This window comes from Sulfitobacter sp., assembly GCF_036960155.1.
Lineage (GTDB): Bacteria > Pseudomonadota > Alphaproteobacteria > Rhodobacterales > Rhodobacteraceae > Sulfitobacter.
The window spans coordinates 45,350-69,702 of the sequence record NZ_JBALWB010000019.1; the positions used below are offsets into that span (position 1 = coordinate 45,350).

A 24,353-nucleotide genomic window follows, 5' to 3' on the forward strand; every position below is an offset into this window, starting at 1 on the left:
AAGTATCCATGCCATTCTTGGCACCATACTGAATCGCGCAAACGCGATCTGCCTGTCGAGATAGACGGGACTGGGAGGATACACTTTGGCCACGATACAATGTCCTGCGGGACAACCCGCATCTGTTCCGGCGCTTTTGCATCGCAATGCATCGCAATTCGCGGACGCGCCTGCCTACCGTGAAAAAGAATACGGTATTTGGCAGACCTGGACATGGAGCCAGACACGCGATGAAGTCGAGGCGTTGGCGCTGGGCTTTATGGAGCTGGGTCTGAATGAGGGGGACTTTGTTTCCATCATCGGACGCAACCGCCCCTACCTATACTGGGCGATGATGGCAGCCGAGATGTGCGGCGCTGTTCCTGTGCCGTTGTATCAGGACGCTAACGCTGAAGAGATGGCTTATGTGATGAGCCACAGTGGTGCACGTTTCGCCGTTGTGGGTGATCAGGAGCAGGTCGACAAGATTTTCGAAGTTCAGGCCGAGTTGCCTGATTTTGAGCGGATGATCTATCTCGATTCACGGGGCCTGCGCAAATATGATCATGCGGTTCTGGACCAGTATCAAGCCGTTCAGGAGATGGGCCGTAAGAATCGCGATAAGCACATCAAAGAGCTTGAGGCGCGTCAGGCCAAATTGAACTACGATAGCACGGGCGTGATGCTTTATACCTCCGGGACAACGGGCAAGCCAAAGGGCGTTGTGTTAAGTAACCGGAATGTCATCGAGACGGCCAAGTCGTCATCCGAATTTGATAATCTGCGTCAGACGGATGAAATCCTTGCTTACTTGCCGATGGCATGGGTGGGAGATTTCATCTTTTCCGTAGGTCAGGCGCTGTGGACGGGTTTTTGCACAAACTGTCCTGAAAGCGCAGACACGATGCACGTTGATTTGCGCGAGATTGGGCCGACGTATTACTTTGCACCGCCACGCGTGTTTGAAACGCAACTGACCAGCGTGATGATCCGTATGGAAGATGCCAGTCCTTTCAAGAAGAAACTGTTTGATTACTATATGGCGCATGCTCGCAAGGTTGGACCTGCCATCCTTGATGGTGAGGAAGTGAGCTTTGGTGATCGTCTGAAATACCGTATGGGTGAATTATTCATCTACGGCCCACTCAAGAACACGCTTGGTTTCAGCCGGGTGCGGGTAGGGTATACTGCGGGCGAAGCGATTGGACCTGAGATATTTGATTTCTATCGTTCGCTGGGGATCAATTTGAAGCAGTTATATGGGCAGACGGAAGCGACCGTCTTCATCACCGCGCAGCCGGATGGGCAAGTGCGCAGCGATACCGTGGGTGTCACATGCCCGGGAGTTGAGCTGAAGATCGCCGATAACGGCGAAGTTTTCTATCGCTCTCCGGGTGTGTTTGTTGAGTATTATAAGAACGCAGAAAGTACTGCGGATACCAAAGATGCTGAGGGCTGGGTTGCGACGGGCGATGCCGGTTTCATTGAACCTGACACAGGGCATCTTCGTATCATCGATCGTGCCAAGGATGTTGGTAAGATGGCGGGCGGATCGTTGTTTGCGCCAAAGTATGTTGAAAATAAGCTCAAGTTCTTTCCAAATATTTTGGAAACGGTTGTTTTTGGGAATGGCAAAGATGAGTGCACCGCATTCATCAATATTGACCTGACGGCGGTTGGAAACTGGGCTGAGCGCAACAATATCGGTTATGCGTCTTATCAAGAGTTGGCACGTCATCCGCAGGTAATGGGCCAAATTCAGGAACATGTGGAAGCGGTGAACGTGAGTGTGGCTGAGGATGAGATGTTGTCTGGTTGTCAGGTGCACCGGTTTGTTGTGTTGCACAAAGAACTGGACGCCGATGACGGTGAGTTGACGCGCACACGTAAGGTGCGTCGCCGGATCATCGAAGAGAAGTACCACGATATTATTACCGCTCTTTATGACGGTTCTGAGCAGGTGAGCACAGAAACCGAAGTGACCTATGAAGATGGTCGCAAGGGCTCGATCAAGGCGACGTTGGAAGTGCGCTCTGCCAAGGTTGTGGCTGTTGCACATAAAATGGCGGCGGAATGATGATGATACGACGCGCGGCTGCGCCGACGCCCCGCCCACCATCCCAAGTTATTGTGGTGGCGGAATCGGGAATTGAGCAGTTTGGTAAATTGAAGCAGGGGGGCATCGCGTGAAAGATACCGCAGACAGCTATGTGACCGAAGACGGGCGCACGATTGGCCCCGTTGTCATGGAAATGAAGAATATCACGCTGCGTTTTGGTGGTGTGGAGGCAATCAAGGATATCTCGTTTGATATTCGTGAGGGCGAAATTCGTGCGATCATTGGACCAAACGGTGCTGGTAAGTCCTCGATGCTCAATGTGATCTCGGGGTTTTATGTGCCCCAAGAAGGTCAGGTCTGGTATCAAGGTGCGCCGCGGCCACCCATGAGACCCTATCAGGTGGCCGAGCAGGGGATCGCGCGGACATTCCAGAACATTGCCTTGTTTGAGGGGATGAGCGTTCTGGATAACGTGATGACCGGACGCTTGACGCATATGAAATCTGGCATGCTGGCCCAGACATTCTGGCGTGGTTCAGCGGAACGTGAAGAAGTTGCTAACCGTGAAGTCGCGGAAAAGATTATCGATTTCTTGGAGATTCAGGCCATTCGTAAAACACCAGTAGCGCGTCTACCCTATGGTTTGAAAAAGCGGGTCGAGCTGGCGCGCGCGTTAGCTGCTGAACCGTCGCTGTTGCTACTGGACGAGCCAATGGCGGGCATGAATGTTGAGGAAAAAGAGGACATGAGCCGCTTTATTCTGGACGTGAATGACGAATTTGGCACGACAATCGCACTGATCGAACACGACATGGGTGTGGTTATGGACCTGAGCGACCGTGTGGTTGTGATGGACTACGGCAAGAAAATTGGTGACGGAACTCCGAATGAAGTGCGCAACAACCAAGAGGTGATTGATGCGTATTTGGGTGTGGCACATGATTGATATTTTAGGAGTTGTGTCATGAATGAACAACTAGCTTACACAATTGAGGTATTCCTCAACGGATTGATGGCGGGCGTGCTGTATGCGCTTGTCGCACTTGGGTTTGTCTTGATTTACAAGGCATCTGGTATTTTCAATTATGCGCAAGGTGTTATGGCGCTGTTTGCCGCGATGACCTTGGTGGGAATCCAAAATGGTCAGGTACCATTTGCGCATTTGATCAACGCGATCTTTGGGACTGAGGTGCACAAGTTTGGCTGGCATATTCATTCGTTCCTCGCGATCATTTTGACGGTCTTTGTCATGATAGCCTTAGCGTGGGCTGTGCAGCGATTTGTGTTTCGACATCTGGTTGGCCAAGAGCCGATCATCCTGTTTATGGCGACCATTGGTCTGGCTTACTTCCTTGAAGGGGCTGCCGATCTGATGTGGGGTTCTGAGCTGAAGGCGTTGAACGTCTGTGCGGCAGAAGGCGCGTGTTTGCCGCAAGGCATGAACATGTGGCTCGAAGGGACAACCTATGAGGCATTCGGGTACGGCTTCTTTATTGATAATCTTGATATCGTGGCAAGCATAATTGCGGTGCTGCTGGTTGCTGGATTGGTGATGTTTGCGCAGTACACCAAACAAGGCCGCGCGATGCGGGCTGTGGCGGATGATCATCAGGCGGCTTTGTCCGTGGGTGTTTCGCTTAACTTTATCTGGATTTTGGTTTGGTCGCTGGCGGGATTTGTCGCTTTGGTTGCAGGTATCATGTGGGGCGCAAAATCGGGTGTGCAGTTCTCGCTGTCCTTGATCGCGCTCAAGGCACTTCCGGTTCTGATGCTGGGTGGGTTTACGTCCATTCCAGGGGCCATCGTTGGTGGCTTGATCATCGGTGTGGGTGAGAAGCTGTTTGAATTCCTGATCGGTGCACCGTTCCTTGGTGGCGCGACAGAGAACTGGTTTGCTTACATGCTGGCGCTGTTGTTCTTGGTGTTCCGTCCACAAGGGCTATTCGGGGAGAAGATCATTGAGCGTGTTTGATAACTGCTACGGCTCACTAGCCGCAACATCCCTCCTCGTTATTCCATCATCCAAGCACTCTATTCTGGCGGAGGTAAGCTAATGTTCTACCGTGAAGCAGGCGATTTTAGTACGACCTACGCTGAAGACCAGCAGACGTTCCCGATCAAGTTTGACCGGTATCGCTATTACGTTGTTCTTTTCATTGCGATTGTAGTGATCCCATTTATTATTAACGACTATTGGGTGAACTCACTGCTGCTGCCGTTCTTGATCTATGCGATCGCGGCGCTGGGGTTGAATATCCTTGTGGGGTATTGCGGTCAGGTGTCCTTGGGGACGGGCGGCTTTATGGCTGTGGGGGCGTATAGCTGTTACAAGTTCATGACGGGCATTGATATCTGGTGGGGCGGCGAGCTGCTGTACCGTCTGCCGGAATTCAACATCTTTTTCTCAGTCATTATGGGCGGCATCATGACCGCGATTGTCGGGGTCTTGTTTGGCCTTCCTAGCCTGCGGATCAAGGGGTTCTATCTGGCCGTGGCAACGCTTGCTGCTCAGTTTTTCTTGGTTTGGTTGTTTAACCGCATTGCATGGTTTTACAACTATTCCGCCTCTGGTCAGATCAGCGCACCCGAGCGCAGCCTTTTTGGCGTCTTGATTACAGGACCTTCTGTGGCGCCTTGGGCTGCTTATCTGTTTTGCCTATTCTTCACGATCATCTGTGCCTACGTTGCGCGGAACCTGACGCGTGGTGCGGCTGGGCGTCGGTGGATGGCGATCCGTGATATGGACATCGCGGCCGAGATCATCGGAGTGAACCCGCTGCGTGCCAAGTTGACAGCTTTCGCCGTGTCCTCCTTCTTTATTGGGATCTCGGGCGCGCTATTTTTCGCTGTTTATCTTGGCGCCGTCGAAGTTGGCGAAGCGTTTAGCATCACAAAATCATTCCTTGTCCTGTTCATGATCATCATCGGCGGGCTTGGCAGTATCTTTGGTTCCTTCGCGGGTGCGGCGTTTCTTGTGTTGCTGCCTGTTGCTCTGAAGGTTGTGGGTGTAGATTGGCTGGGTTGGCCGACGGATATCGTAGCGCATTTGCAGCTGATGATTGTTGGTCTGCTGATTATCATATTCCTGATCGCTGAGCCGCACGGCATCGCCCAGCTGTGGCGCGTGGCCAAAGAGAAACTAAGATTGTGGCCCTTCCCGCACTAACGCGGGGCGGTCACTGAAAACGGAGACGGGGAGAACCCCGTTCAAAAAGACTAATCGGATTAAATCCAAGGGAGGAAACACCGATGAAATATAAACTAGGTACAATGGCCGTAGCGGCCCTTATGGCAGCAAGCCCCGTCATGGCGGATCTTGTTTTTCCATCACTTAGCTATCGCACAGGCCCATACGCTGCTGGCGGTATCCCGTTTGCAGACGGCTACGCCGACTATTTCAACATGCTAAACGAGCGTGATGGCGGTATTGGCGGCGTTATGACGCGCGTTCTGGAATGCGAGACCGGCTATAACACCGAAAAAGGTGTGGAATGCTATGAAAGCACAAAGGGCGAAGGCTCACTTGTGTATCAACCGCTGTCCACAGGCATCACGTATCAGCTGATCCCGAAGACCACAGCTGACAACATTCCAATGCACACAATGGGCTATGGCCGTACGTCCGCCGCAAACGGCGAAGTATTCAGCCACACGTTCAACTATCCTGCGAACTACTGGAATGGCGCGTCCGGCGCGATCAACTATTTGCTGGGCGAAAACGGTGGTGATCTTAAGGGCAAAAAAGTTGCTCTGGTGTATCACAACTCTGCCTACGGCAAGGAGCCAATCCGCACACTTGAAGAGCTGGCTGCAAAGCACGGTTTTGAGTTCAAAGGTGTTCCAGTGGACCACCCAGGCCAAGAGCAGAAATCCCAGTGGCTGCAGATTCGCCGCGACAAGCCTGACTATGTGATCATGTATGGCTGGGGCGTAATGAACCAAGTTGCGGTTCAAGAAGCTGCCAACATCCGCTTCCCGATGGAAAACTTCATCGGCGTTTGGTGGTCCGGCTCCGAGAATGACGTTTTGGCGGCTGGTCCTGCGGCAGACGGCTACAAGGCGCTTACATTCCACGGTGTTGGGTCCGATTTCCCAGTGTTCGACGATATCAAAGCGCATGTTGTAGACAAGGGTAATGCGGCTGGCGCTGGCGATCAGATCGGTACAGTTCTGTATAACCGTGGTCTGTATGCTGCGATGCTGGCTGCCGAAGCTGTGAAAACAGCACAGGCGATTCACGGCGAAATGGATATCACACCTGCGATGATGCGTGATGGCATGGAAGCGCTGGAAATAACCGAAGCTAAGATGGCGGCCCTTGGCCTGCCAAACTTTGGTCCAGCATTCAAAGTGTCCTGCCAAAACCACGGTGGTGATGGTCTTGTTGGTGTGACCCAATGGGATGCGACAGCCAAAACATGGAGCCTGATTTCTGAGTTCGCACCAAGCGATATGGATGTTATCGGCGCGCTGATCACAGAAGACTCTGCTGCATACGCTGCGGAAAACAAAATCGAAGCTGGTTGTAAGTAAACCAACTTTCCTCTGGCCGCTGCATTGTGGCGGCCGGAGATTTTAGAATTTTAAGAAGGGGACAAGGGACATGTTGGACGCAACCACCACCGATGTGCAGGTCGAGAATCTGCTCGAAGTGAACAACATCGAAGTGATCTATAACCACGTGATCCTTGTGCTGAAAGGCGTGAGCCTGAATGTGCCAAAGGGCGGTATCACGGCTCTTTTGGGCGGTAACGGAGCAGGTAAAACGACGACGCTAAAGGCGATCTCGGGTTTGCTGGCATCTGAGCGCGGTGAGGTCACCAAAGGCTCAATCAAATATCGTGGCAATTTGATCCAACATCAGGATCCTGCCGAAACGGTTAAAAAAGGTGTCGTGCAGGTGATGGAAGGCCGTCACTGTTTTGAGCATCTGACCATCGAAGAAAACCTGATGACGGGGTCTTATACACGGACCGATGGTAAGGCGGCGATCGCTGCAGACCTTGAGATGGTTTATAATTATTTCCCGCGCCTTCGTGAACGCCGCAAATCCCAAGCAGGCTATACCTCTGGCGGTGAACAACAGATGTGTGCTGTCGGCCGCGCATTGATGAGCCGCCCTGAAACGATCCTGCTGGACGAACCCTCAATGGGTTTGGCACCGCAATTGGTCGAACAGATTTTTGAGATCGTCAAAGAGATCAACGAAAAAGAAGGCGTGACTTTCTTGCTGGCTGAGCAAAACACAAACGTCGCGCTGCGCTATTCTCACTATGGCTATATCCTAGAGAGTGGTCGCGTTGTGATGGACGGCCCTGCAAAAGATCTGCGCGAAAATCAGGACGTAAAAGAGTTCTATCTCGGTATGTCTGATGAAGGCCGCAAAAGCTTCCGTGACGTGCGCAGCTATCGCCGCCGCAAACGCTGGCTGTCCTAAGTTGGGAGCATCGGCGCATAGTGATGATCCTCATCTGGTCGACCGTGTGTCGTGGCTGCGTGCGGCGGTTATGGGGGCGAACGACGGTATTGTATCGGTGGCGTCGATCATCGTTGGGGTCGCTGCGGCTGACCCTACTGGCAGTGCCGTACTGATAGCTGGCACTGCCGGTTTAGCAGCTGGTGCAATGTCGATGGCAGCAGGCGAATACGTCAGTGTTTCGTCCCAAGCCGATTTGGAGGCTGCAGATATTGAGCGTGAGCGTCAGGCGCTGATTGATGACCCTGTTGGCGAAGAAACGGAGCTGGCCGAGATTTATCAAGAACGAGGCCTATCGCGAGAAACGGCAGTATTGGTTGCCCGTGAGTTGACGCAAAAAGACGCATTGGCCGCCCATGTTCGCGAAGAACTAGGCCTTAGCGATTCCCAAGCGGCGCAGCCTTTGTTGGCTGCTGTAACTTCGGCGGTGACGTTTAGTATTTTTGCGGCAATCCCGCTGATCGCTGCGGTACTTGCTCCGCAGGCTGTGGTGATCCCTGTCGTTGTGGTGACAACGTTGATTGCGTTGGCGGGCCTTGGGGCTTTGGGCGCAAAGGCGGGCGGCGCGGCATTGTTGCCAGCAACTGTGCGTGTCGTGTTCTGGGGTGGCCTAGCCATGGCTGTGACCGCCTTGGTGGGATGGTTGTTTGGCGTGTCGGTTTAGAGCGATCAATTTAATAATCAAAGCAGTGCTTTGGCAGTAACGAATGAATGAGCAGAGTGAACAACATGACCCATTTTGACGATTTGGAAACACGTAGTCCCGATCAGCGCGCGCAAGACCTTGCGGTTGCGCTTCCCGCTCAAATTGCCCGCGCGCAAGCGTTGAGCGGCTATGCCGATACGCTTGCTGATGTAGATGCCGCCAGTATTACGCAGGCTAGTGCTTTGGCATCTTTGCCGGTCCTGCGAAAATCTGATTTGGGCAAGGCGCAGGCAGCCCAAGCACCATTCGGCGGCTTTACGACGAAACCCGCGCATGGGTTTTCTCACGTTTTCCAGTCACCGGGTCCGATTTATGAACCTTCCTCCACTGATCCTGATTGGTGGCGCATGGGACGTTTCCTGCATGGGATGGGTATTGGAGCGGGTGACATCGTTCACAACTGCTTTGGGTATCATCTCACGCCTGCTGGTATGATTTTCGAAAGTGGTGCGCGCGCTGTTGGGGCTGCGGTTTTGCCTGCGGGCACTGGCCAGACCGAACTGCAGGTGATCGCGGCACGTGACATTGGTACAACTGCCTATGCTGGCACGCCTGATTACCTAAAGATCATTTTGGAAAAAGCGGATGAAATGGGTGTGACCCTTGGCATCACCCGCGCGGCGGTAGGTGGCGGCGCGCTGTTCCCTAGCTTGCGTGATTGGTACACTGCGCGCGGCATCACCTGCCTGCAGTGTTATGCCACCGCTGATCTGGGCAATATTGCCTACGAATCCCCCGCTGCTGAAGGCATGATCGTCGATGAAAACGTCATCATCGAAATCGTAACACCCGGCACGGGAAACCCTGTTCCGACAGGTGAGGTCGGTGAAGTTGTGGTGACCACTCTTAATCCAGACTACCCCCTGATCCGGTTTGCAACAGGTGATCTGAGCGCAGTCATGGCTGGGCAAAGCCCATGTGGCCGGACCAACATGCGGATCAAAGGCTGGATGGGGCGTGCCGATCAAACAACCAAAATCAAAGGTATGTTTGTGCGTCCTGAACAGGTTGCCGCGCTTGTCGCGCATCATGAAGAAGTCACCCGTGCGCGCGTGATTGCCACCCGTGAGGGAGAGCAGGATTTGATGACAGTTCACATCGAGAGCGCGTCACCCGATGCAGATGCCTATGCGCAATCGGTGGGCCAGCTTCTCAAGCTCAAAGGCCGCATCGAAGTAGTGGCACCCGGTAGCTTGCCCAAAGACGGTTTGGTGATCGAAGATCAACGGACTTACGACTGATCGATGATGTCGAAACACTTTCCTTTCTGAGTAAAATGGTCGACATACGGCTATGGCACATGTGACGCCCCTTCTTTCACCGAAAAAACGCGATGGCGCACGCGCGCTATCGTGGATCGCCCTTGTTGTTGCGGGCCTTTGCGCCCTTCCAATGTTGGCTGTGTTGCTTGCGGCGCTGTCGGGTGGAACAGAAACTGTTCAACACTTGGCAAGTACGGTTTTGGGGGATTATGCGCGCACCACGCTGACGCTAGTTGTTCTTGTCGCAATTGGTACATTTTCCATTGGTGTAGGCGCTGCGTGGTTGGTGACGATGACCCGTTTCCCGGGCGTCAAAATCTTTGAAATTGCTTTGGTGCTTCCGTTGGCTTTTCCCGCTTACGTATTGGCCTATGCCTATACCCATGTTTTGGATCACCCTGGTATTGTGCAATCAACCCTTCGAGAGGTGACGGGCTGGGGCCCGCGGGAATACTGGTTCCCTGAAATACGCTCGCTCGGTGGTGCTGCAGCCATGCTTATTCTGGTGCTTTACCCCTACGTCTATTTACTGGCTCGCGCTGCGTTCTTACAACAAAGTGGCACAACATTTTTGGCCGCGCGTGCGCTTGGGTCATCGCCTTGGGCGGCCTTTTTTAAGGTGAGCTTGCCCTTGGCCCGCCCTGCAATTGCTGGTGGCGTCTTGTTAGCTGTGATGGAAACGATCGCAGATTTCGGCACGGTTGCTTATTTCGGTGTCCAGACCTTTGCTACAGGTATTTATACCAGTTGGTTTTCACTATTTGATCGCGTAGGTGCGGCGCAGCTTGCGTTATGTTTGTTAAGCTTCGCCTTGCTGTTAGCTATGTTGGAACGGCTTCAACGTGGGAACGCCAAATATCATGATCCGGCGCGACGCGCCAAGGCAGCGCCTGCGTTGAAACTGCGGGGAGTGCATGCTGGATTGGCGATGACGCTTTGCGCTGTGCCCGTCGTCTTTGGGGCGATTTTGCCGATTGCTGTGTTGTTCTCCATGGGGCTGGGGTCAGAGCAAAACCTGTTAAGTGCGCGCTATCTTGGTTTCATACAAAACTCAGCTACACTTGCGTCTATCGCAGCCGTGGTCACGGTGGCGGCTGCCATTAGTGTTGGATTCTTTCAACGTATGCGTAGTGGCCGCGTGTCGCAAAGCGCCGCCTACGTTGCCCGTCTGGGGTATGCAGTGCCGGGTGGTGTGATCGCAGTAGGGCTGATGGTGCCTTTTGCGGCGTTCGATAATACGTTGGATGCGTGGATGCGCAGTACCTTTGATATCTCTACCGGATTGCTGATTACGGGCTCAATCTGGTTGTTGATCATTGCGTATATGGTGCGGTTTTTGGCGGCTGCGTTGGGTGCCTATGAGGGCGGTCAGGCGATGGTTCATGTGAATATGGATGCTGCGTCGCGCTCGTTGGGGCAGGGGCCAGTGGCTACCTTGCGTCGTGTGCACCTACCGATCCTTGCACCGAGTCTGATGACTGCGTTGCTGATCGTCTTTGTTGATGTGATGAAAGAGCTGCCCGCGACATTAATCATGCGGCCTTTCAATTTTGACACGCTGGCCGTTCAGGCCTACCGCTTGGCCAGCGATGAACGCCTTGAAGGCGCCGCAGTGCCTAGCCTTGTTATTGTCGCGATGGGATTGCTGCCTGTGATCCTGATTTGCCGTCAGGTTGGCCGTCGCTGAGCAACCCATGCAGCATTGCTGATTGACCAAGACTGCCTTTCAGTGGCACCCAACCCCAGATCAAGCTGTGAGGTATAAGCATGCGTTGCACCCAACCTCGCTGTGGCGCGTTGGGAGCGAATATTGCTGGGATCAATATGCAGCCAGACGGTATCAACACATGCGAATGCGTGGGTGAACATGAGGTCTTTCATGTCGCGGTTTGTTTGCCCGCCCCAATAAGGGCGGCTTAGGAACGTATATCCAATCGAGATACTATTTGGGTGGTCTGGAGCTTCGTAATAACGAGAGCAGCCGATGATTTGATTTTGGTGTTCAATCACAAGGGTTGAAACGCTAGCCAGCAATACGTCGAAGTATGGATCAAAGACGGCGCGCAGATGTCGCTCTTTTGCGGGGTGGCCTGCCCAGATGGCGGGGTCACTTGCCGCTTGATGCAGATTGTCTCGGTCATCTGCCTGCAAAGGCCTCAGTGTTAGATTGCCGTCTGTCAACGTTGGCTGGGGGTCAAAGTCTGGATGCATTGCGGCCTCTTGAATATATGAAACATATTCAAGAGGCCGCTACCATTTCGCAAGGAAAAAGGGCCACTGGCCCCTAGTTGTTATTCTTTTGCGATTTTGTCTTGGGTCATTGTTTCAAAGTCGGACGCGTCATGGCGTTCGTGCAATTGCATCGACAGATCATCGCCAAAGGCGCGGTTGACCATGCGCCCGCGTGTTACGGCAGGACGTGCATCAACGGCTTTGGCCCAACGCATGACGTTTTCATAGCTCTCAACATCCAAGAATTCAGCCGCCGAATAGAGGCGCCCAAGAACCAGCTGTCCATACCAAGCCCAGATCGCCATATCCGCGATTGAGTACTCACCCGCGAACCATTCGTTTTCGGCCAAGTGGCGATCCATCACATCAAGCTGGCGTTTGGTTTCCATTGTGAAGCGATCGATGGGGTATTGGAATTTTTCGGGCGCATAAGCGTAGAAGTGACCAAAGCCACCACCAAGGTAGGGGGCAGAGCCCATCTGCCAGAACAGCCAGCTCATCATTTCGGTGCGCTGTGCGGGATCTTTGGGGATGAACGCATCGAATTTTTCAGCGAGGTACATCATGATCGAACCGCTTTCGAACACACGCTGTGGCGTGTCGCCCGAGTGGTCCATCAGCGCCGGTATTTTCGAGTTTGGGTTCACGTCCACAAAACCAGAACCAAACTGGACACCTTCGCCAATGTTGACCAGCCATGCGTCATATTCGGCACCAGAGATCCCTAAGGCGAGCAGTTCTTCCAGCAGGATGGTAACCTTTACGCCATTTGGTGTGGCGAGAGAGTAAAGCTGAATAGGGTGTTTGCCGATCTCCAGCTCTTTGTCGTGGGTTGGCCCTGCGATGGGGCGGTTGATCGAGGCGAATTTCCCACCGCTTTCGGCCTCCCATGTCCAAACTTTGGGCGGTGTGTATGTTAGGTCGCTTGCCATGAGAGGTTCCTTTCAGGAGAATGTACTATTGGGACGTAAGCTGGCGTAGGCAATCCACAAGTGCCAGCGGAAAATAGGTGTTTGATGCGACGTTATCTTCAAGTTGACGTGTTCAGTGACAAGATTCTGAAAGGGAACGGTCTGGCTGTTGTAATTGACGGTTACGGGCTTTCAGAACAACAGATGCAGGAGTTTGCAATTTGGACGCAGCAGGCGGAAACAACTTTCCTGCTGCCACCGCGTGAAGGTGCCGATTACCGCGTGCGTATATTCAGCGCCACGGGCGAAATGCGGTTTGCAGGTCATCCGACATTGGGCAGTTGCGCAGCGTGGCTGTACGCAGGTGGGGTGCCACAACAAGCTGGCCGCGTGATACAGGACTGCGGGGTTGGGTTGGTCGAGATTGATTTGACGGGTACGGCCCCCGCATTTGTCGCGCCCTCAACCAAGATCGCCGAGATGGATGAAAAGGATCGCAATGCGATCTGTTACGCTTTGGGCATTACGGATGGTGAAGTGCTTAGTGCGGTTCGATTGGACAATGGTGTAGTGCGAAACCTGATTGAACTTTCCAGCGCTGCGCGGGTGTTGTCGTTGGATGCAACCGCTGTCAGCAAGCCAGCGTTTGACGGTGTCAGCGTAATTGGTGCGCATTCCCGCAATAACGAGATAACTTACGAGATTCGCAACTTAACGCCAGCATCACTGGCTGTTGAGGATCCCGTCACCGGATCACTCATTGCGGCAACGGCTTGTTGGTTGCTGCATGAAGGGCGTTTGACGGAACCACTGGTTATGGCGCAGGGCACTGCGATGGGCCGTGAAGGGCGCGCATTTGTCACTTTGCGTGAGAACGGTGATGTAATGATCGGGGGCCATGTGGCGATCGTCATCGATGGACATGTGAACTTGTGAAGCGGATGTGCGAACAGCAAAAAGGCTGCTCCCAAAAGAAGCAGCCTTTTTAATAATCAAAGTCAGAAAAGGTTTAACCCTGACGGGCTTTAAAACGCTTCTGTGTTTTGTTGATCACGTATACGCGGCCTTTGCGACGCACAACACGGCAGTCACGGTGCCGATTCTTGAGCGAGCGGAGTGAATTGCGAACTTTCATAGGTCCAATCCTTCCAAGTTGTGGCGCGGGCCAGCGCCGGGTTACGGGCGACCCAGAGGCATATGCCAAAGGGCCAATGAATACATGGTGGGCGATACTGGGATCGAACCAGTGACCCCTTCGATGTCAACGAAGTGCTCTACCGCTGAGCTAATCACCCACTTATATGAACGCAGTATCCAAGCCCCAAACAAAAATGGGGCGCGAAATCACCGCGCCGTCCGCGTGCTATAAAAGGAGTCGGCAGCGTGATCAAGGGCTTTTGACCGTGTTATAAAATGCGCTATGTCTTTTATGACGAAGGAGACCAATATGCCCGCTGCTGCATTCGATGTTTTGTTGCCCAGTTCGCCCACGTCTTGCGTGGTATTTGCCTCGCCTCACTCGGGCCGAGACTATTCGTGGTCCTTCATGCGAAAGACGGTTTTGAACGAGCACGCGATCCGTTCATCCGAGGATGCGTTTGTCGATCAGCTGTTTGAATGCGCCCCCCAATTTGGAGCCGCCTTTCTAAAAGCAGGCGCGCCGCGCGCCTATGTTGATCTCAATCGCGCGCGAGATGAGTTAGACCCTGCTTTGATCGAAGGGGTGCGCCGGATTGCCCATAATCCCCGTATTGCTTCAGGTCTTGGCGTTATTCCACGTGTTGTTGCTAACGGGCGTGCCATTTATCGCGGCAAAATGAGCCAAGAAGAAGCGCAAGAACGAATTGTGCAATATTGGGTGCCCTACCACGAACGGCTTCAAGCATTGTTGAACACAGCGCACGACCGGCATGGCCAAACTGTGTTGATTGACTGCCACTCCATGCCGCATGAGGCGATGGACGGCGTGTCACGTGCCGGAATTCGCCGACCTGACGTGGTATTGGGGGATCGGTTTGGCGCAGCAGCAAGCGGTGATGTGGTGGACCGGATCGAGGCCGCATTTGCCGATGCGGGGTTTGTCGTGACGCGCAACACACCATTTGCTGGCGCGTATATTACCCAAGCCTACGGCAAACCGGCGAAGGGTCAGCACGCTGTGCAAGTCGAAATTGATCGCTCTCTTTACATGAACGAGCAATTGATTCGGCCAAACGGTGATTTTGAGGTCGTTCAGGCATCTTTGCGCCGCGTGATCGAAGAGGTTGCGCTGATCGGGAGTGGCCGTATTCCTCTGGCTGCTGAATAGCGAAGTGATCCAAACTATGTTTGCTAGCGAAATGCGCGCCCTTTAACGATTGCCTTGGCACCAAAGCGGTCGCGGATTGCGTCGGTTGCTCGTTCGGCGTCTGATCGTCGGCCAGCGTCCGGATCAAGCAGATCACCCAATTTGTCCGCCCCTTCAGCATCACTGAGATCGGAAATACCGCAACCGATCAGGCGATAGGGACCTTTTTCAGATAATTGATCAAACAGGCCGCGCGCGGTGCGGTAAATGCGATCCGCCAGCTGGGTCGGATCGCTAAGTGCGAGGCGGCGTGATAATTGCGTATGATTTGAACGCTTGAGTTTGAGCGTGACCACACGTCCGGCCAATCCCTTTGCCTTTGCGCGGTCGGCGACCTGTTCGGCAAGACGCCAGATGTGACCATCCAAGAGATCAGGATCAGACGTGTCTTCGTTGAAGGTTGTTTCTTTGGAAATGGATTTCACTGGGGCGTTAGATGAAACGCGGCGGCGGTCTTTGCCGCGTGCAAGGTGATAAAGCCGCTCTCCCATGCCTCCAAAGCGGGCAATGAGGTCGGTTTGTTCCCAACGCAACAGGTCAGAAAAACTGCGAATGCCTGCTTTGTCCAATGAGACCTGAGCGGCACTGCCGACGCCCCAGATCATCCGCACAGGTTTGTCGCGCAGAAAATCCATCGTTTCCGCCTTGCCGATCACGGAATACCCGTGTGGCTTGTCCAGATCCGAGGCGACCTTAGCGAGGAATTTATTATGACTGAGGCCAATGGAACCGGTCAGCCCTAGCTCAGTTTTCATCCGGCGCACCAACTTCGCCAACATGACAGCAGGGGGAGCGCCGTGAAGGCGAGCAGTCCCACTCATGTCAAGGAAAGCCTCATCCAGAGACAGGGGTTCGATTGCCGGTGTCAATTCCTCCATCATGGCGCGGATCGCGCGGGAAGCTTTTACGTATTCTTCCATACGTGGTGGGATCACTACCGCTTCTGGGCAGAGCTTGAGTGCCTGAAACATGGGCATTGCAGAGCGAACGCCGCGGATGCGTGCGACATAACAAGCAGTGGACACCACGCCGCGCCGGCCGCCGCCTATGATCACGGGTTTACCCTCTAAGCTGGGGTTGTCCCGTTTCTCAACAGAGGCGTAAAATGCGTCACAATCCATATGTGCGATGCTAAGATCCCACAACTCATCGTGTCGTGTCACGCGCGGACTGGCGCATGAGGGACAACGACGGGCATTGTCAAATTGGGTCAGGCAATCGCGGCAGAGTGCTGGCATGATGGGGATTGTGATCTTTTGTTGGAAGCTTAACTATATGGGTCTAGCACGGAGAGAGCTATGCAAATCGACATCACCCCATATGATGGCCAACCCTTTCGGGGTGCCAAGCTGGCGTTGTATCTAGGCGATAGCCTTGCTGTGATCCTGAGGGATGCAAAGCCAGGGTTGATTTTTGCGGATCACTGGGACCTGCCGGGCGGTGGCCGTGAAAATGATGAAACTCCATTGGAATGTGCACTGCGCGAATGCCACGAAGAACTTGGTTTGGTTGTCCCACTTGATACCATTGTGTGGGGTCGGAAATTCCTTGAAGGGGCTGACGCGAAATGGTTTTTCGTAGCCCAAATGTCGCTGAGTACTGCGTCTGACGTCGTCTTTGGGGATGAGGGGCAAGAGTGGAAATTGATGGATGAGACAACTTTTATCCAACATCCCAAAGCCGTACCAGCATTTCAGGATCGGCTGTTGCTATGGCGAGCAGACCGAGACCTTAAAGGCTGATAACCACCTATATAACGAAAAACCCCCCCGCTATTGTTAGCGGGGGGAAGGTGGCGAACATCAGGAAGAAACGAGTTCGCCGGGGAGTATCACCATCAATACGTTAACATGAATTTGGGCATCCACATAGCATGGGGTGCCTTTTTTTATAGCCAAGTGTGGCTTTTGTGATGGATTTAGCACACGTTTAGGTTGTCGCAGGGGCGTTAGATATCTCCGCCAAGATATCCCGCGCGGCCTTGGCAGGGTCGGCTGCGCGGTGGATAGGTCGGCCCACGACGACGTGATTTGCCCCATTTTCAATTGCTTGGGCTGGTGTTGTTACGCGTTTTTGATCGCCCAGATCCGAGCCAGCGGGGCGTACGCCGGGGGTGACAATCAGTTTGCCTGCTGCCTCAGGTTGCGCGCGAATAAGGCCAGCTTCTTGTGGAGAGGCGATGATGCCATCCGCACCAGCTTCAAAGGCGTTTATCGCACGCTCGACAACCAACTCCGGCAGATCGCCTGCTTTGATAAGACTGGCGTCCAAATCTGCTCGATCCAGCGAGGTTAGGATGGTGACCCCAAGGATTTTCATGTCGGTGCCAGCGGCCCCTTCTTTTGCGGCGCGCACGACATGCGGGTCACCGTGTACGGTCAAGAAATCCAGATCAAACTGTGCCAAACCACGCACGGCGGCCTCAACGGTTGCGCCAATATCAAACAGCTTCATATCCAGAAATATGCGTTTTCCGTGCTCTTGCTTTAGCTCGTTGGCTAGGGCCAAACCGCCGCCAGTAAGCATTCCAAGCCCGATCTTATAAAAACTAACGGCGTCCCCCAATCGCTCCGCGAGCGCAAGCCCAGCAACGGCGTTGGGAACATCTAGGGCAACGATTAGGCGGTCATCTGAGGTAGGGTTGGACATTATGGCAGCTCCATCAGGCAAAGGATTGGCAAACGTCTTGGGGCATATGCGATGAAAGAGGTGCTGTACAGAAAAAAGGGCCCGGTCGCACATCGGCGGACCGGGCCAGAGTGTCAGAGACAGTACAGGCAGGCAGAGGTCTCTGGATTTGCGTCGCTGCCCGGCGTGCGGGGGACAGGTGCACGGTTCGGGCCAATGGCGACGCAAAAGGGAATGTCTATGTGGGCAGGTCAGGCTGCGTTTTTATGCAACCCCAAACCCAGTTGTTCGAGCCACACCTGTGGGTCGAAAGAGGCGCGACCAGCACGTACCGATGGACGCTTGCGCAGTACGTTTGAAAACAGTCCACGGCCCGTGGTGTGTTTGCGTAGCGCTTGTTTTTCCAACCCTTTTGTAGCCTCTTCAAAGGACATCATGATTGGAGCCTCAATGGCGCAGGGATAGCGTTTCATGCGAGAGCCGTCAGATACGGTAACCAAAGCTTCAAAAGATTGATCGGCTGCGTTATAGATAACGTCGCTTAACTGAATCTGTGTCTGTTTCATTTCGTTAACCTCATTCACCCCCAATTTGTTCGAGGGCCGTTTGTTGCTCTGTGTATATTTGAGCACGATTTTGTAAATTTAAACGAGGGGAGAATAAAAAAGGTTGCGCCCAATTTGGTTTGATTCGACTTGTAAGGTTTAATATAATTATAACAGCAGGTTAGCGTAGGTCATTTTCCGCTCACTTTTGTAATAATGTCTTCACCCTTGCGTGATCTACTCAAATTAGACACGAAAATTAGTGTGAAGTTTGATCTTGATCAGGCAGTGATGGCTACCCAAATGATAAATGTAAGGTTCACAACAGAGCTATGCCGCCAAGCGGGTAACTCACATGTGGGCGCTTTTTATAAAGGAGACGACCATGGACCTAAGCAAGTTCACGGAGCGGTCGCGCGGTTTTGTGCAGGCGGCCCAGACGATTGCAACACGTGACAGCCATCAGCGGCTATCACCTGAACATCTGCTAAAGGCACTGATGGACGATGATGAGGGGCTTGCAAGCAACCTTATCAACGCGTCTGGGGGGGACGCCGCAGCAGTCAAGCAGGCCGTTGATATCAGTTTGGGTAAAATGCCCAAGGTGACTGGCGATGCAGCCCAAACATATCTTGATAGTGCGACAACGCGCGTTTTGAGCGAAGCCGAAGCGCTGGCCAAAAAAGCGGGCGATAGCTTTGTTCCTGTTGAGCGTATCTTGATGGCGCTGTGTATGGTGAAATCTGGTGCCAAGACGGCGTTGGTGGCGGGGAATGTGACGGCGCAGAATTTAAACTCTGCGGTGAACGATCTGCGCAAAGGCCGCACAGCTGACAGCGCCAGTGCCGAAGACGGCTATGATGCGCTGAAGAAATACGCGCAGGATCTCACGTCGCGTGCCGAGGAGGGCAAAATTGACCCTATCATTGGCCGTGATGAGGAAATTCGTCGAGCGATGCAGGTGCTGTCGCGTCGGACCAAGAATAATCCAGTCCTTATTGGTGAGCCGGGTGTGGGTAAGACCGCAATTGCCGAAGGGCTTGCGCTGCGTATCGTCAACGGTGACGTGCCAGAAAGCCTGCGTAACAAACGCCTGTTGTCGTTGGATATGGGCGCGTTGATTGCGGGTGCAAAATACCGCGGTGAATTTGAAGAACGCTTAAAAGCCGTCCTGACCGAAGTGACCGAGGCTGCGGGCGAGATCATCATCTTCATTGACGAGATGCATACACTTGTAGGCGCTGGTAAGGCAGATGGTGCAATGGATGCGGCCAACCTGATCAAACCTGCGCTGGCCCGTGGTGAGCTGCACTGCATTGGCGCAACCACGTTGGATGAATACCGTAAGTATGTAGAGAAAGACGCAGCTTTGGCGCGTCGTTTTCAGCCCGTGATGGTTTTGGAACCAACAGTGGAAGATACTGTAAGCATCTTGCGTGGCATTAAGGAGAAGTACGAATTGCACCATGGTGTGCGTATTTCTGACAGCGCTTTGGTTGCTGCAGCCACGCTGAGCCACCGCTATATCACTGACCGTTTCTTGCCGGACAAGGCGATCGACCTCATGGATGAGGCGGCGAGCCGTCTGCGGATGGAAGTAGACAGCAAGCCAGAAGAGCTGGATGCGCTGGACCGTCAGGTGTTGCAGCTCCAGATTGAGGAGCAAGCTCTCAAGCTGGAAGATGATCAGGCGTCTAAAGACCGTTTGGAAACACTCCAAAAGGATCTTGCCGATCTGCAAGAGCGCAGCGCGCAGATGACTGCCACATGGCAGGCAGAACGCGACAAGCTAGCAGGCGCACGTGACATCAAGGAAAAGCTGGACCGTGCCCGCGCCGATCTGGACATTGCTAAACGGGATGGGAACCTCGCAAGAGCGGGTGAGTTATCCTACGGAGTCATTCCAGACCTCGAACGCGAACTGGTTGAGGCGGAAAGCCGTGAAGACGGAGTGATGGTCGAAGAGGCTGTGCGTCCGGATCAGATCGCGTCAGTTGTTGAACGTTGGACAGGTATTCCTGCTGGTAAGATGCTGGAAGGTGAGCGCGACAAGCTGTTGCGAATGGAAGAGCAGCTTCATGGTCGTGTCATTGGTCAGGATTTGGCCGTGAAAGCGGTTGCCAACGCTGTGCGCCGTTCGCGCGCAGGCCTGAATGACGAGGACAGACCGTTGGGCAGCTTCCTGTTCCTTGGGCCTACAGGGGTGGGTAAAACCGAACTAACCAAGGCTGTCGCAGAGTTCATGTTTGATGATGACAGCGCGATGGTGCGCATCGACATGTCTGAATACATGGAGAAACATGCTGTGTCCCGCTTGATCGGCGCCCCTCCAGGGTATGTCGGGTATGATGAGGGTGGTTCGCTGACCGAAGCGGTGCGTCGTCGCCCTTATCAGGTTGTGCTGTTTGACGAGGTCGAAAAGGCGCATCCGGATGTCTTTAACGTGCTGTTGCAGGTTTTAGATGATGGCGTGTTGACCGATGGACAGGGCCGGACGGTGGATTTCAAGCAGACGCTTATTATCCTGACGTCCAACCTAGGGGCACAGGCGTTGAGCATGGCACCCGAAGGCAGCGACATGGCACAGGCCAAGAAGGACGTGATGGAAGCAGTGCGGGGCCACTTCCGCCCTGAATTCCTGAACCGTCTGGATGAAACGATCATCTTTGACCGCCTCAACCGTGAAAATATGGATGGTATCGTTGATATCCAGATGGCACGCCTGCTCAAACGGCTTGCGGCACGCAAGATCGATCTGCAGTTGGATGATGGCGCACGCAAATGGTTAGCCGATGAAGGGTACGACCCTGTATTTGGTGCGCGACCACTCAAGCGTGTCATCCAGTCGGCGTTGCAAAACCCGTTGGCAGAAATGCTGCTGGCTGGTGATGTGAATGACGGGGATATGATCCCTGTCAGTGCTGGTGCGGATGGGTTGATCATCGGAGACCGAATAGCAGCTACCAACCGGCCAAAACCGGAAGACGCTACTGTCCATTAACACTAGCGCCGCCGAGGGAAACCTTGGCGGCGTTTTTCATGGCGCCTCTGCGATGACACGCACCTCTACCAAAGCTCCTTGGCGGCGCAGGCCAGCTACTTCGACGGCGGTCCATGCTGGAAACGGGTCACAGACGTATTTACAGCGCACTTCGTTGAACAGATCAAAGTGATCGTGAATCCCAACGTGATAGCTCGTCATTTCGACAATAGCATATGTGTCTGTGCCTGCCGCTACTAAAACTGAACGGATCTTGTCGAATGCGGCGTGGAACTGTGTTGCTGGATCGTCCGGCATAGTACCGTCTTGCAAGCTGCCTGTCATGCCCGTGACAAAGATATGCCCGCGCGACACAACACCAGGGGACAGCCGTAGATCTTGGGCGCTGGGCTTAGAGCCATTGGGGTAGATGGCATGCATGATATAGTCTCCGCTAAATATGATCCATGATGGGCTGATGAGGTGGAGAAGGGCAAGGGATGGCGATGATCAAAATCGAACGTCTAAAGTTGGGGGGTGTAGTCGAGGATGTCGCTAGGTTGTTTTCTCGTTTTTGACCTGTAGGTTGATCCTATGAACAAACCTGACTTGGTTCTTTTTGATTGTGATGGTGTGCTGGTAGACAGTGAGCATATCACGAGCAGCGTTTTGCAAGACGATCTGGCGCGGCATGGTTTGATTATCCCAAATGCGGAGATCGATGCGTTGTTTGTTGGCGGAACAATGGCTGGCGTGATGCATACGGCGCGTAGCATGGGCGCTACGCTTTCTGACGACTGGCTAGATCACATCTACGGCAGGGTATTCTTAGCGCTGGGGGAGCAGTGCAAACCAATACCCGGAATTGAGGGGGTGTTGGATGCATTGGATCGGGCGCAAATTCCTTATGCCATCGGGTCAAACGGACCGTTGGCAAAGATGGATGTCACACTGGGTTGCACAGGGCTTTGGTCGCGTTTTGAAGGACGTGTATATAGTGCGCATGATTGCGCTGCATCCAAGCCAGCGCCAGACGTTTACCTAAAGGCGGCGGCTGATGCAGGGATCGCGCCGACACGTTGCGCCGTCATCGAGGATAGCGCCACAGGTGCACGGGCAGGGGTTGCTGCGGGTATGCCTGTATTTGGGTATGCTAGGGGTGGATCGCGAGAGAAATTGGCACCACATTGTATCGCCTTGTTCGATGATATGAGCCAACTGGCGGGTTTGCTGGGGCTTTGATGAATGTTTCGCTCCTATGACGTTCGGGTGTGTTGTTTGAAATACTAAGTAAAAATGTTTGGTGCATGCGGATCATGCCCCTAGGTATGATCTAATCATTGGAGGACGCCTTATGGCTATGCGTTGGAAGAACACACTCAAAGACACGCACGTTACAGATGAAGCGGCGTTTCTAAACCGCCGCCAACTGATGGGCAGTGCGGCCGCAGGTATTGGGTTGGCCACAATGGGGGCGGGATCTGTTCTTGCTGCTGGTGATGAGCTGGAGCCGAACTCCTACGAAGATATCACCCAGTACAATAATTACTATGAATTCGGCACAGGAAAAGATGACCCTGCACGGTACGCCAATACGCTGACCACAGAACCGTGGAGCGTAACAATTGACGGCTTGGTGGATAAGCCGGGCAACTACGCGCTTGAGGATATTATGAAGGCCATGACCATTGAGGAGCGCATCTATCGCTTCCGCTGTGTTGAGGCGTGGTCGATGGTGGTGCCATGGAACGGTTTTGAGCTGGCCGATCTGCTGGATATGGCTGGTGTGCAATCGGGCGCAAAATATGTCGCGTTTGAGACGGCACTGCGCCCTGACGAGATGCCGGGGGTAAAATACCCGGTACTGGATTGGCCCTATGTCGAAGGTCTGCGTCTGGACGAAGCGGTTCATCCGCTCACGATGATGGCGACTGGCATCTATGGAAAAGACATCCCCAATCAGAATGGCGCACCGCTGCGTTTGGTAGTGCCGTGGAAGTACGGATACAAATCCATCAAATCCATTGTGCGCATTACCCTGACAGACATGCAGCCTCCTACAAGTTGGAACAAGGCAAATGCGCGGGAATACGGGTTCTATAGTAATGTGAACCCAGAAGTAGATCACCCACGGTGGAGCCAAGCCTCGGAACGTCAAATCGGCGGCGGACTGTTTTCCAAACGTATCCCGACATTGATGATGAATGGATACGAGGACGAGGTCTCAGAGTTGTACGCAGGCATGGACCTGACCAAAGACATCTAAGCTGAGATGAATATAGAGAAGGGACCGTAAGCTTTGATAGTTTCGGTCCCATTTTCTTTAGGTGAGCAAGAGCAACACAAGAGTGAGAGCAATGAGTATAGTAGTTGACCGTTTGAATGCTGTTCTACGCCGCATCCCTACGTGGGTCCTATATACCCTCTACCTTTTGCCTGTGCCGTGGCTTCTGTATCTTGCGCAGACGGGCGGTCTGGGGCGTGAGCCAATCAAGGCTCTCGAACACGAATTGGGCGAGATCGCATTGCAGCTTCTGATCATCGGCCTGTGTGTCACACCCTTGCGTCAATACGTTGGATTGAACCTACTCAAATTTCGACGTGCATTCGGTGTTTTGGCGTTTACCTATGTCACCCTCCATCTCGCAGTCTGGATGCTTTTGGATATGAGCCTGTTGTGGGGGCAGATGTGGGCAGATGTCTGGAAGCGCCCCTATATCACTATTGGCATGGCGGGATTCTCTGTGTTGCTCCCATTGGCGTTGACGTCAAATAATTGGTCAGTGCGTAAACTGGGCGCTGCCACATGGCGCAAGCTTCATAAGCTGACGTATGTGGCCGTTCTATTGGGCGGCATTCACTATCTTTGGCTGGTTAAGGGCATTCAGATAGAGCCAATCCTCTATATGGCCGTGATCCTGGGGCTTTTGTTCGCCCGAGTGGTTACGATTCGCAAAAAACAGAGTGTCCGAGTCGCAAAACTAGGGTGACTCGGGCGACTGAAGAGTGAATTTGGGCCCCAGTTGTGGATAACCCTGTGGATAACGCAAGATGTAGGAAGTGTGTGCTGTTCGCCGCTCTAAGGGTTGCGCAAGAAACGTGCGTTCAGTTGCCGGCTTGCGCAATCATCTCAATCCAAAGTGTTGAAATCACTAAAGAAACGTAAAAAATGCAAAAAGATTGATTTCAGTGTAGAAAGGGCTTGCGGGTTTGTTGTGTAAACCCTAG

The 24,353-nt window shown here is 53.4% G+C and carries 23 protein-coding genes and 1 tRNA gene; 16 read left to right on the forward strand and 8 right to left on the reverse strand.

The window, feature by feature from the left end; genetic code table 11:
• The first annotated feature begins 85 nt into the window (after nucleotides 1-85).
• The 9 genes from V7775_RS22705 (at nucleotide 86) to V7775_RS22745 (ending at nucleotide 11,169) form a co-directional block, all read left to right on the forward strand.
• The gene (locus tag V7775_RS22705) at nucleotides 86-2,056 is read left to right on the forward strand and encodes an AMP-binding protein (protein WP_335754223.1); all 1,971 of its coding nucleotides are present in this window, start codon (nucleotides 86-88) and stop codon (nucleotides 2,054-2,056) included.
• A 109-nt stretch (nucleotides 2,057-2,165) separates the two neighbouring features.
• Entirely contained in the window at nucleotides 2,166-2,984 is an 819-nt protein-coding gene (locus tag V7775_RS22710; RefSeq protein WP_335754224.1) for an ABC transporter ATP-binding protein, read from the forward strand.
• Between the two features lie 18 nt (nucleotides 2,985-3,002).
• A complete protein-coding gene (locus V7775_RS22715; protein ID WP_335754225.1) occupies nucleotides 3,003-4,010 on the forward strand; it encodes a branched-chain amino acid ABC transporter permease in 1,008 nt (335 codons plus the stop codon).
• 81 nt (nucleotides 4,011-4,091) lie between these two features.
• A complete protein-coding gene (locus tag V7775_RS22720) occupies nucleotides 4,092-5,204 on the forward strand; it encodes a branched-chain amino acid ABC transporter permease (protein WP_335754226.1) in 1,113 nt (370 codons plus the stop codon).
• Between the two features lie 83 nt (nucleotides 5,205-5,287).
• Nucleotides 5,288-6,571: an ABC transporter substrate-binding protein gene (locus tag V7775_RS22725; protein WP_335754227.1), complete on the forward strand. Its 1,284-nt coding sequence runs from the start codon at nucleotides 5,288-5,290 to the stop codon at nucleotides 6,569-6,571.
• A 70-nt stretch (nucleotides 6,572-6,641) separates the two neighbouring features.
• Nucleotides 6,642-7,475: an ABC transporter ATP-binding protein gene (locus V7775_RS22730; protein WP_335754228.1), complete on the forward strand. Its 834-nt coding sequence runs from the start codon at nucleotides 6,642-6,644 to the stop codon at nucleotides 7,473-7,475.
• Nucleotides 7,411-8,178 (forward strand): VIT1/CCC1 transporter family protein, encoded by a 768-nt coding sequence (locus V7775_RS22735; RefSeq protein WP_335754229.1) that lies wholly within the window; start codon nucleotides 7,411-7,413, stop codon nucleotides 8,176-8,178. Before V7775_RS22730 ends, V7775_RS22735 begins: the two co-directional genes overlap by 65 nt.
• A gap of 65 nt (nucleotides 8,179-8,243) precedes the next feature.
• On the forward strand, nucleotides 8,244-9,461 hold the full coding sequence (locus V7775_RS22740; RefSeq protein ID WP_335754230.1) for a phenylacetate--CoA ligase family protein: 1,218 nt from the start codon (nucleotides 8,244-8,246) through the stop codon (nucleotides 9,459-9,461).
• A gap of 61 nt (nucleotides 9,462-9,522) precedes the next feature.
• The gene (locus V7775_RS22745) at nucleotides 9,523-11,169 is read left to right on the forward strand and encodes an ABC transporter permease (protein WP_335754231.1); all 1,647 of its coding nucleotides are present in this window, start codon (nucleotides 9,523-9,525) and stop codon (nucleotides 11,167-11,169) included.
• On the opposite strand, the gene V7775_RS22750 is transcribed toward V7775_RS22745, so the two are convergent.
• Nucleotides 11,151-11,693, reverse strand: coding sequence for a GNAT family N-acetyltransferase (locus V7775_RS22750; protein WP_335754232.1), 543 nt, complete (start codon nucleotides 11,691-11,693; stop codon nucleotides 11,151-11,153). The genes V7775_RS22745 and V7775_RS22750 overlap by 19 nt on opposite strands.
• An 80-nt stretch (nucleotides 11,694-11,773) precedes the next feature.
• Nucleotides 11,774-12,646 (reverse strand): glutathione-dependent disulfide-bond oxidoreductase, encoded by an 873-nt coding sequence (gene yghU / locus V7775_RS22755; RefSeq protein ID WP_335754233.1) that lies wholly within the window; start codon nucleotides 12,644-12,646, stop codon nucleotides 11,774-11,776.
• 84 nt (nucleotides 12,647-12,730) lie between these two features.
• On the opposite strand from yghU, the gene V7775_RS22760 reads away from it, so the two are divergent.
• Nucleotides 12,731-13,561: a PhzF family phenazine biosynthesis protein gene (locus V7775_RS22760; protein ID WP_335754234.1), complete on the forward strand. Its 831-nt coding sequence runs from the start codon at nucleotides 12,731-12,733 to the stop codon at nucleotides 13,559-13,561.
• 73 nt (nucleotides 13,562-13,634) lie between these two features.
• On the opposite strand, the gene ykgO is transcribed toward V7775_RS22760, so the two are convergent.
• Both ykgO and V7775_RS22770 read right to left on the reverse strand, forming a co-directional pair.
• Nucleotides 13,635-13,760 (reverse strand): type B 50S ribosomal protein L36, encoded by a 126-nt coding sequence (gene ykgO, locus V7775_RS22765; protein WP_025058716.1) that lies wholly within the window; start codon nucleotides 13,758-13,760, stop codon nucleotides 13,635-13,637.
• Between the two features lie 85 nt (nucleotides 13,761-13,845).
• Nucleotides 13,846-13,920, reverse strand: a tRNA-Val gene (locus V7775_RS22770).
• A gap of 152 nt (nucleotides 13,921-14,072) precedes the next feature.
• On the opposite strand from V7775_RS22770, the gene V7775_RS22775 reads away from it, so the two are divergent.
• Nucleotides 14,073-14,933: an N-formylglutamate amidohydrolase gene (locus V7775_RS22775; protein ID WP_335754235.1), complete on the forward strand. Its 861-nt coding sequence runs from the start codon at nucleotides 14,073-14,075 to the stop codon at nucleotides 14,931-14,933.
• A 23-nt stretch (nucleotides 14,934-14,956) separates the two neighbouring features.
• On the opposite strand, the gene V7775_RS22780 is transcribed toward V7775_RS22775, so the two are convergent.
• Complete coding sequence (locus V7775_RS22780; protein ID WP_335754236.1) at nucleotides 14,957-16,210, reverse strand: DNA polymerase IV; 1,254 nt, start codon at nucleotides 16,208-16,210, stop codon at nucleotides 14,957-14,959.
• Between the two features lie 60 nt (nucleotides 16,211-16,270).
• Here V7775_RS22780 and V7775_RS22785 point away from each other — a divergent pair, with 60 nt between their 5' ends.
• Nucleotides 16,271-16,714, forward strand: coding sequence for an NUDIX hydrolase (locus V7775_RS22785; protein WP_335754237.1), 444 nt, complete (start codon nucleotides 16,271-16,273; stop codon nucleotides 16,712-16,714).
• Between the two features lie 187 nt (nucleotides 16,715-16,901).
• Here the strand turns inward: V7775_RS22785 and pyrF are convergent, their stop codons facing one another.
• Together pyrF and V7775_RS22795 are read right to left on the reverse strand one after the other, a co-directional pair.
• Nucleotides 16,902-17,621, reverse strand: a complete 720-nt coding sequence (gene pyrF, locus V7775_RS22790) for an orotidine-5'-phosphate decarboxylase (RefSeq protein ID WP_335754238.1) — start codon at nucleotides 17,619-17,621, stop codon at nucleotides 16,902-16,904.
• Between the two features lie 230 nt (nucleotides 17,622-17,851).
• Complete coding sequence (locus tag V7775_RS22795) at nucleotides 17,852-18,166, reverse strand: orotidine 5-phosphate decarboxylase (RefSeq protein WP_335754239.1); 315 nt, start codon at nucleotides 18,164-18,166, stop codon at nucleotides 17,852-17,854.
• Nucleotides 18,167-18,530: 364 nt separating this feature from the next.
• On the opposite strand from V7775_RS22795, the gene clpB reads away from it, so the two are divergent.
• Nucleotides 18,531-21,146: an ATP-dependent chaperone ClpB gene (clpB, locus tag V7775_RS22800; protein WP_335754240.1), complete on the forward strand. Its 2,616-nt coding sequence runs from the start codon at nucleotides 18,531-18,533 to the stop codon at nucleotides 21,144-21,146.
• A gap of 36 nt (nucleotides 21,147-21,182) precedes the next feature.
• Here clpB and V7775_RS22805 read toward each other — a convergent pair whose 3' ends face one another.
• Nucleotides 21,183-21,566, reverse strand: a complete 384-nt coding sequence (locus V7775_RS22805; RefSeq protein WP_335754241.1) for a RidA family protein — start codon at nucleotides 21,564-21,566, stop codon at nucleotides 21,183-21,185.
• 153 nt (nucleotides 21,567-21,719) lie between these two features.
• Here V7775_RS22805 and V7775_RS22810 point away from each other — a divergent pair, with 153 nt between their 5' ends.
• From V7775_RS22810 to msrQ, 3 genes are all read left to right on the forward strand, one after another.
• Nucleotides 21,720-22,367, forward strand: a complete 648-nt coding sequence (locus tag V7775_RS22810) for an HAD family hydrolase (protein ID WP_335754242.1) — start codon at nucleotides 21,720-21,722, stop codon at nucleotides 22,365-22,367.
• A 112-nt stretch (nucleotides 22,368-22,479) separates the two neighbouring features.
• On the forward strand, nucleotides 22,480-23,391 hold the full coding sequence (gene msrP / locus V7775_RS22815) for a protein-methionine-sulfoxide reductase catalytic subunit MsrP (RefSeq protein WP_335754243.1): 912 nt from the start codon (nucleotides 22,480-22,482) through the stop codon (nucleotides 23,389-23,391).
• Nucleotides 23,392-23,482: 91 nt separating this feature from the next.
• Nucleotides 23,483-24,115 (forward strand): protein-methionine-sulfoxide reductase heme-binding subunit MsrQ, encoded by a 633-nt coding sequence (gene msrQ, locus V7775_RS22820; protein WP_335754244.1) that lies wholly within the window; start codon nucleotides 23,483-23,485, stop codon nucleotides 24,113-24,115.
• The last annotated feature ends 238 nt before the right edge of the window (nucleotides 24,116-24,353 follow it).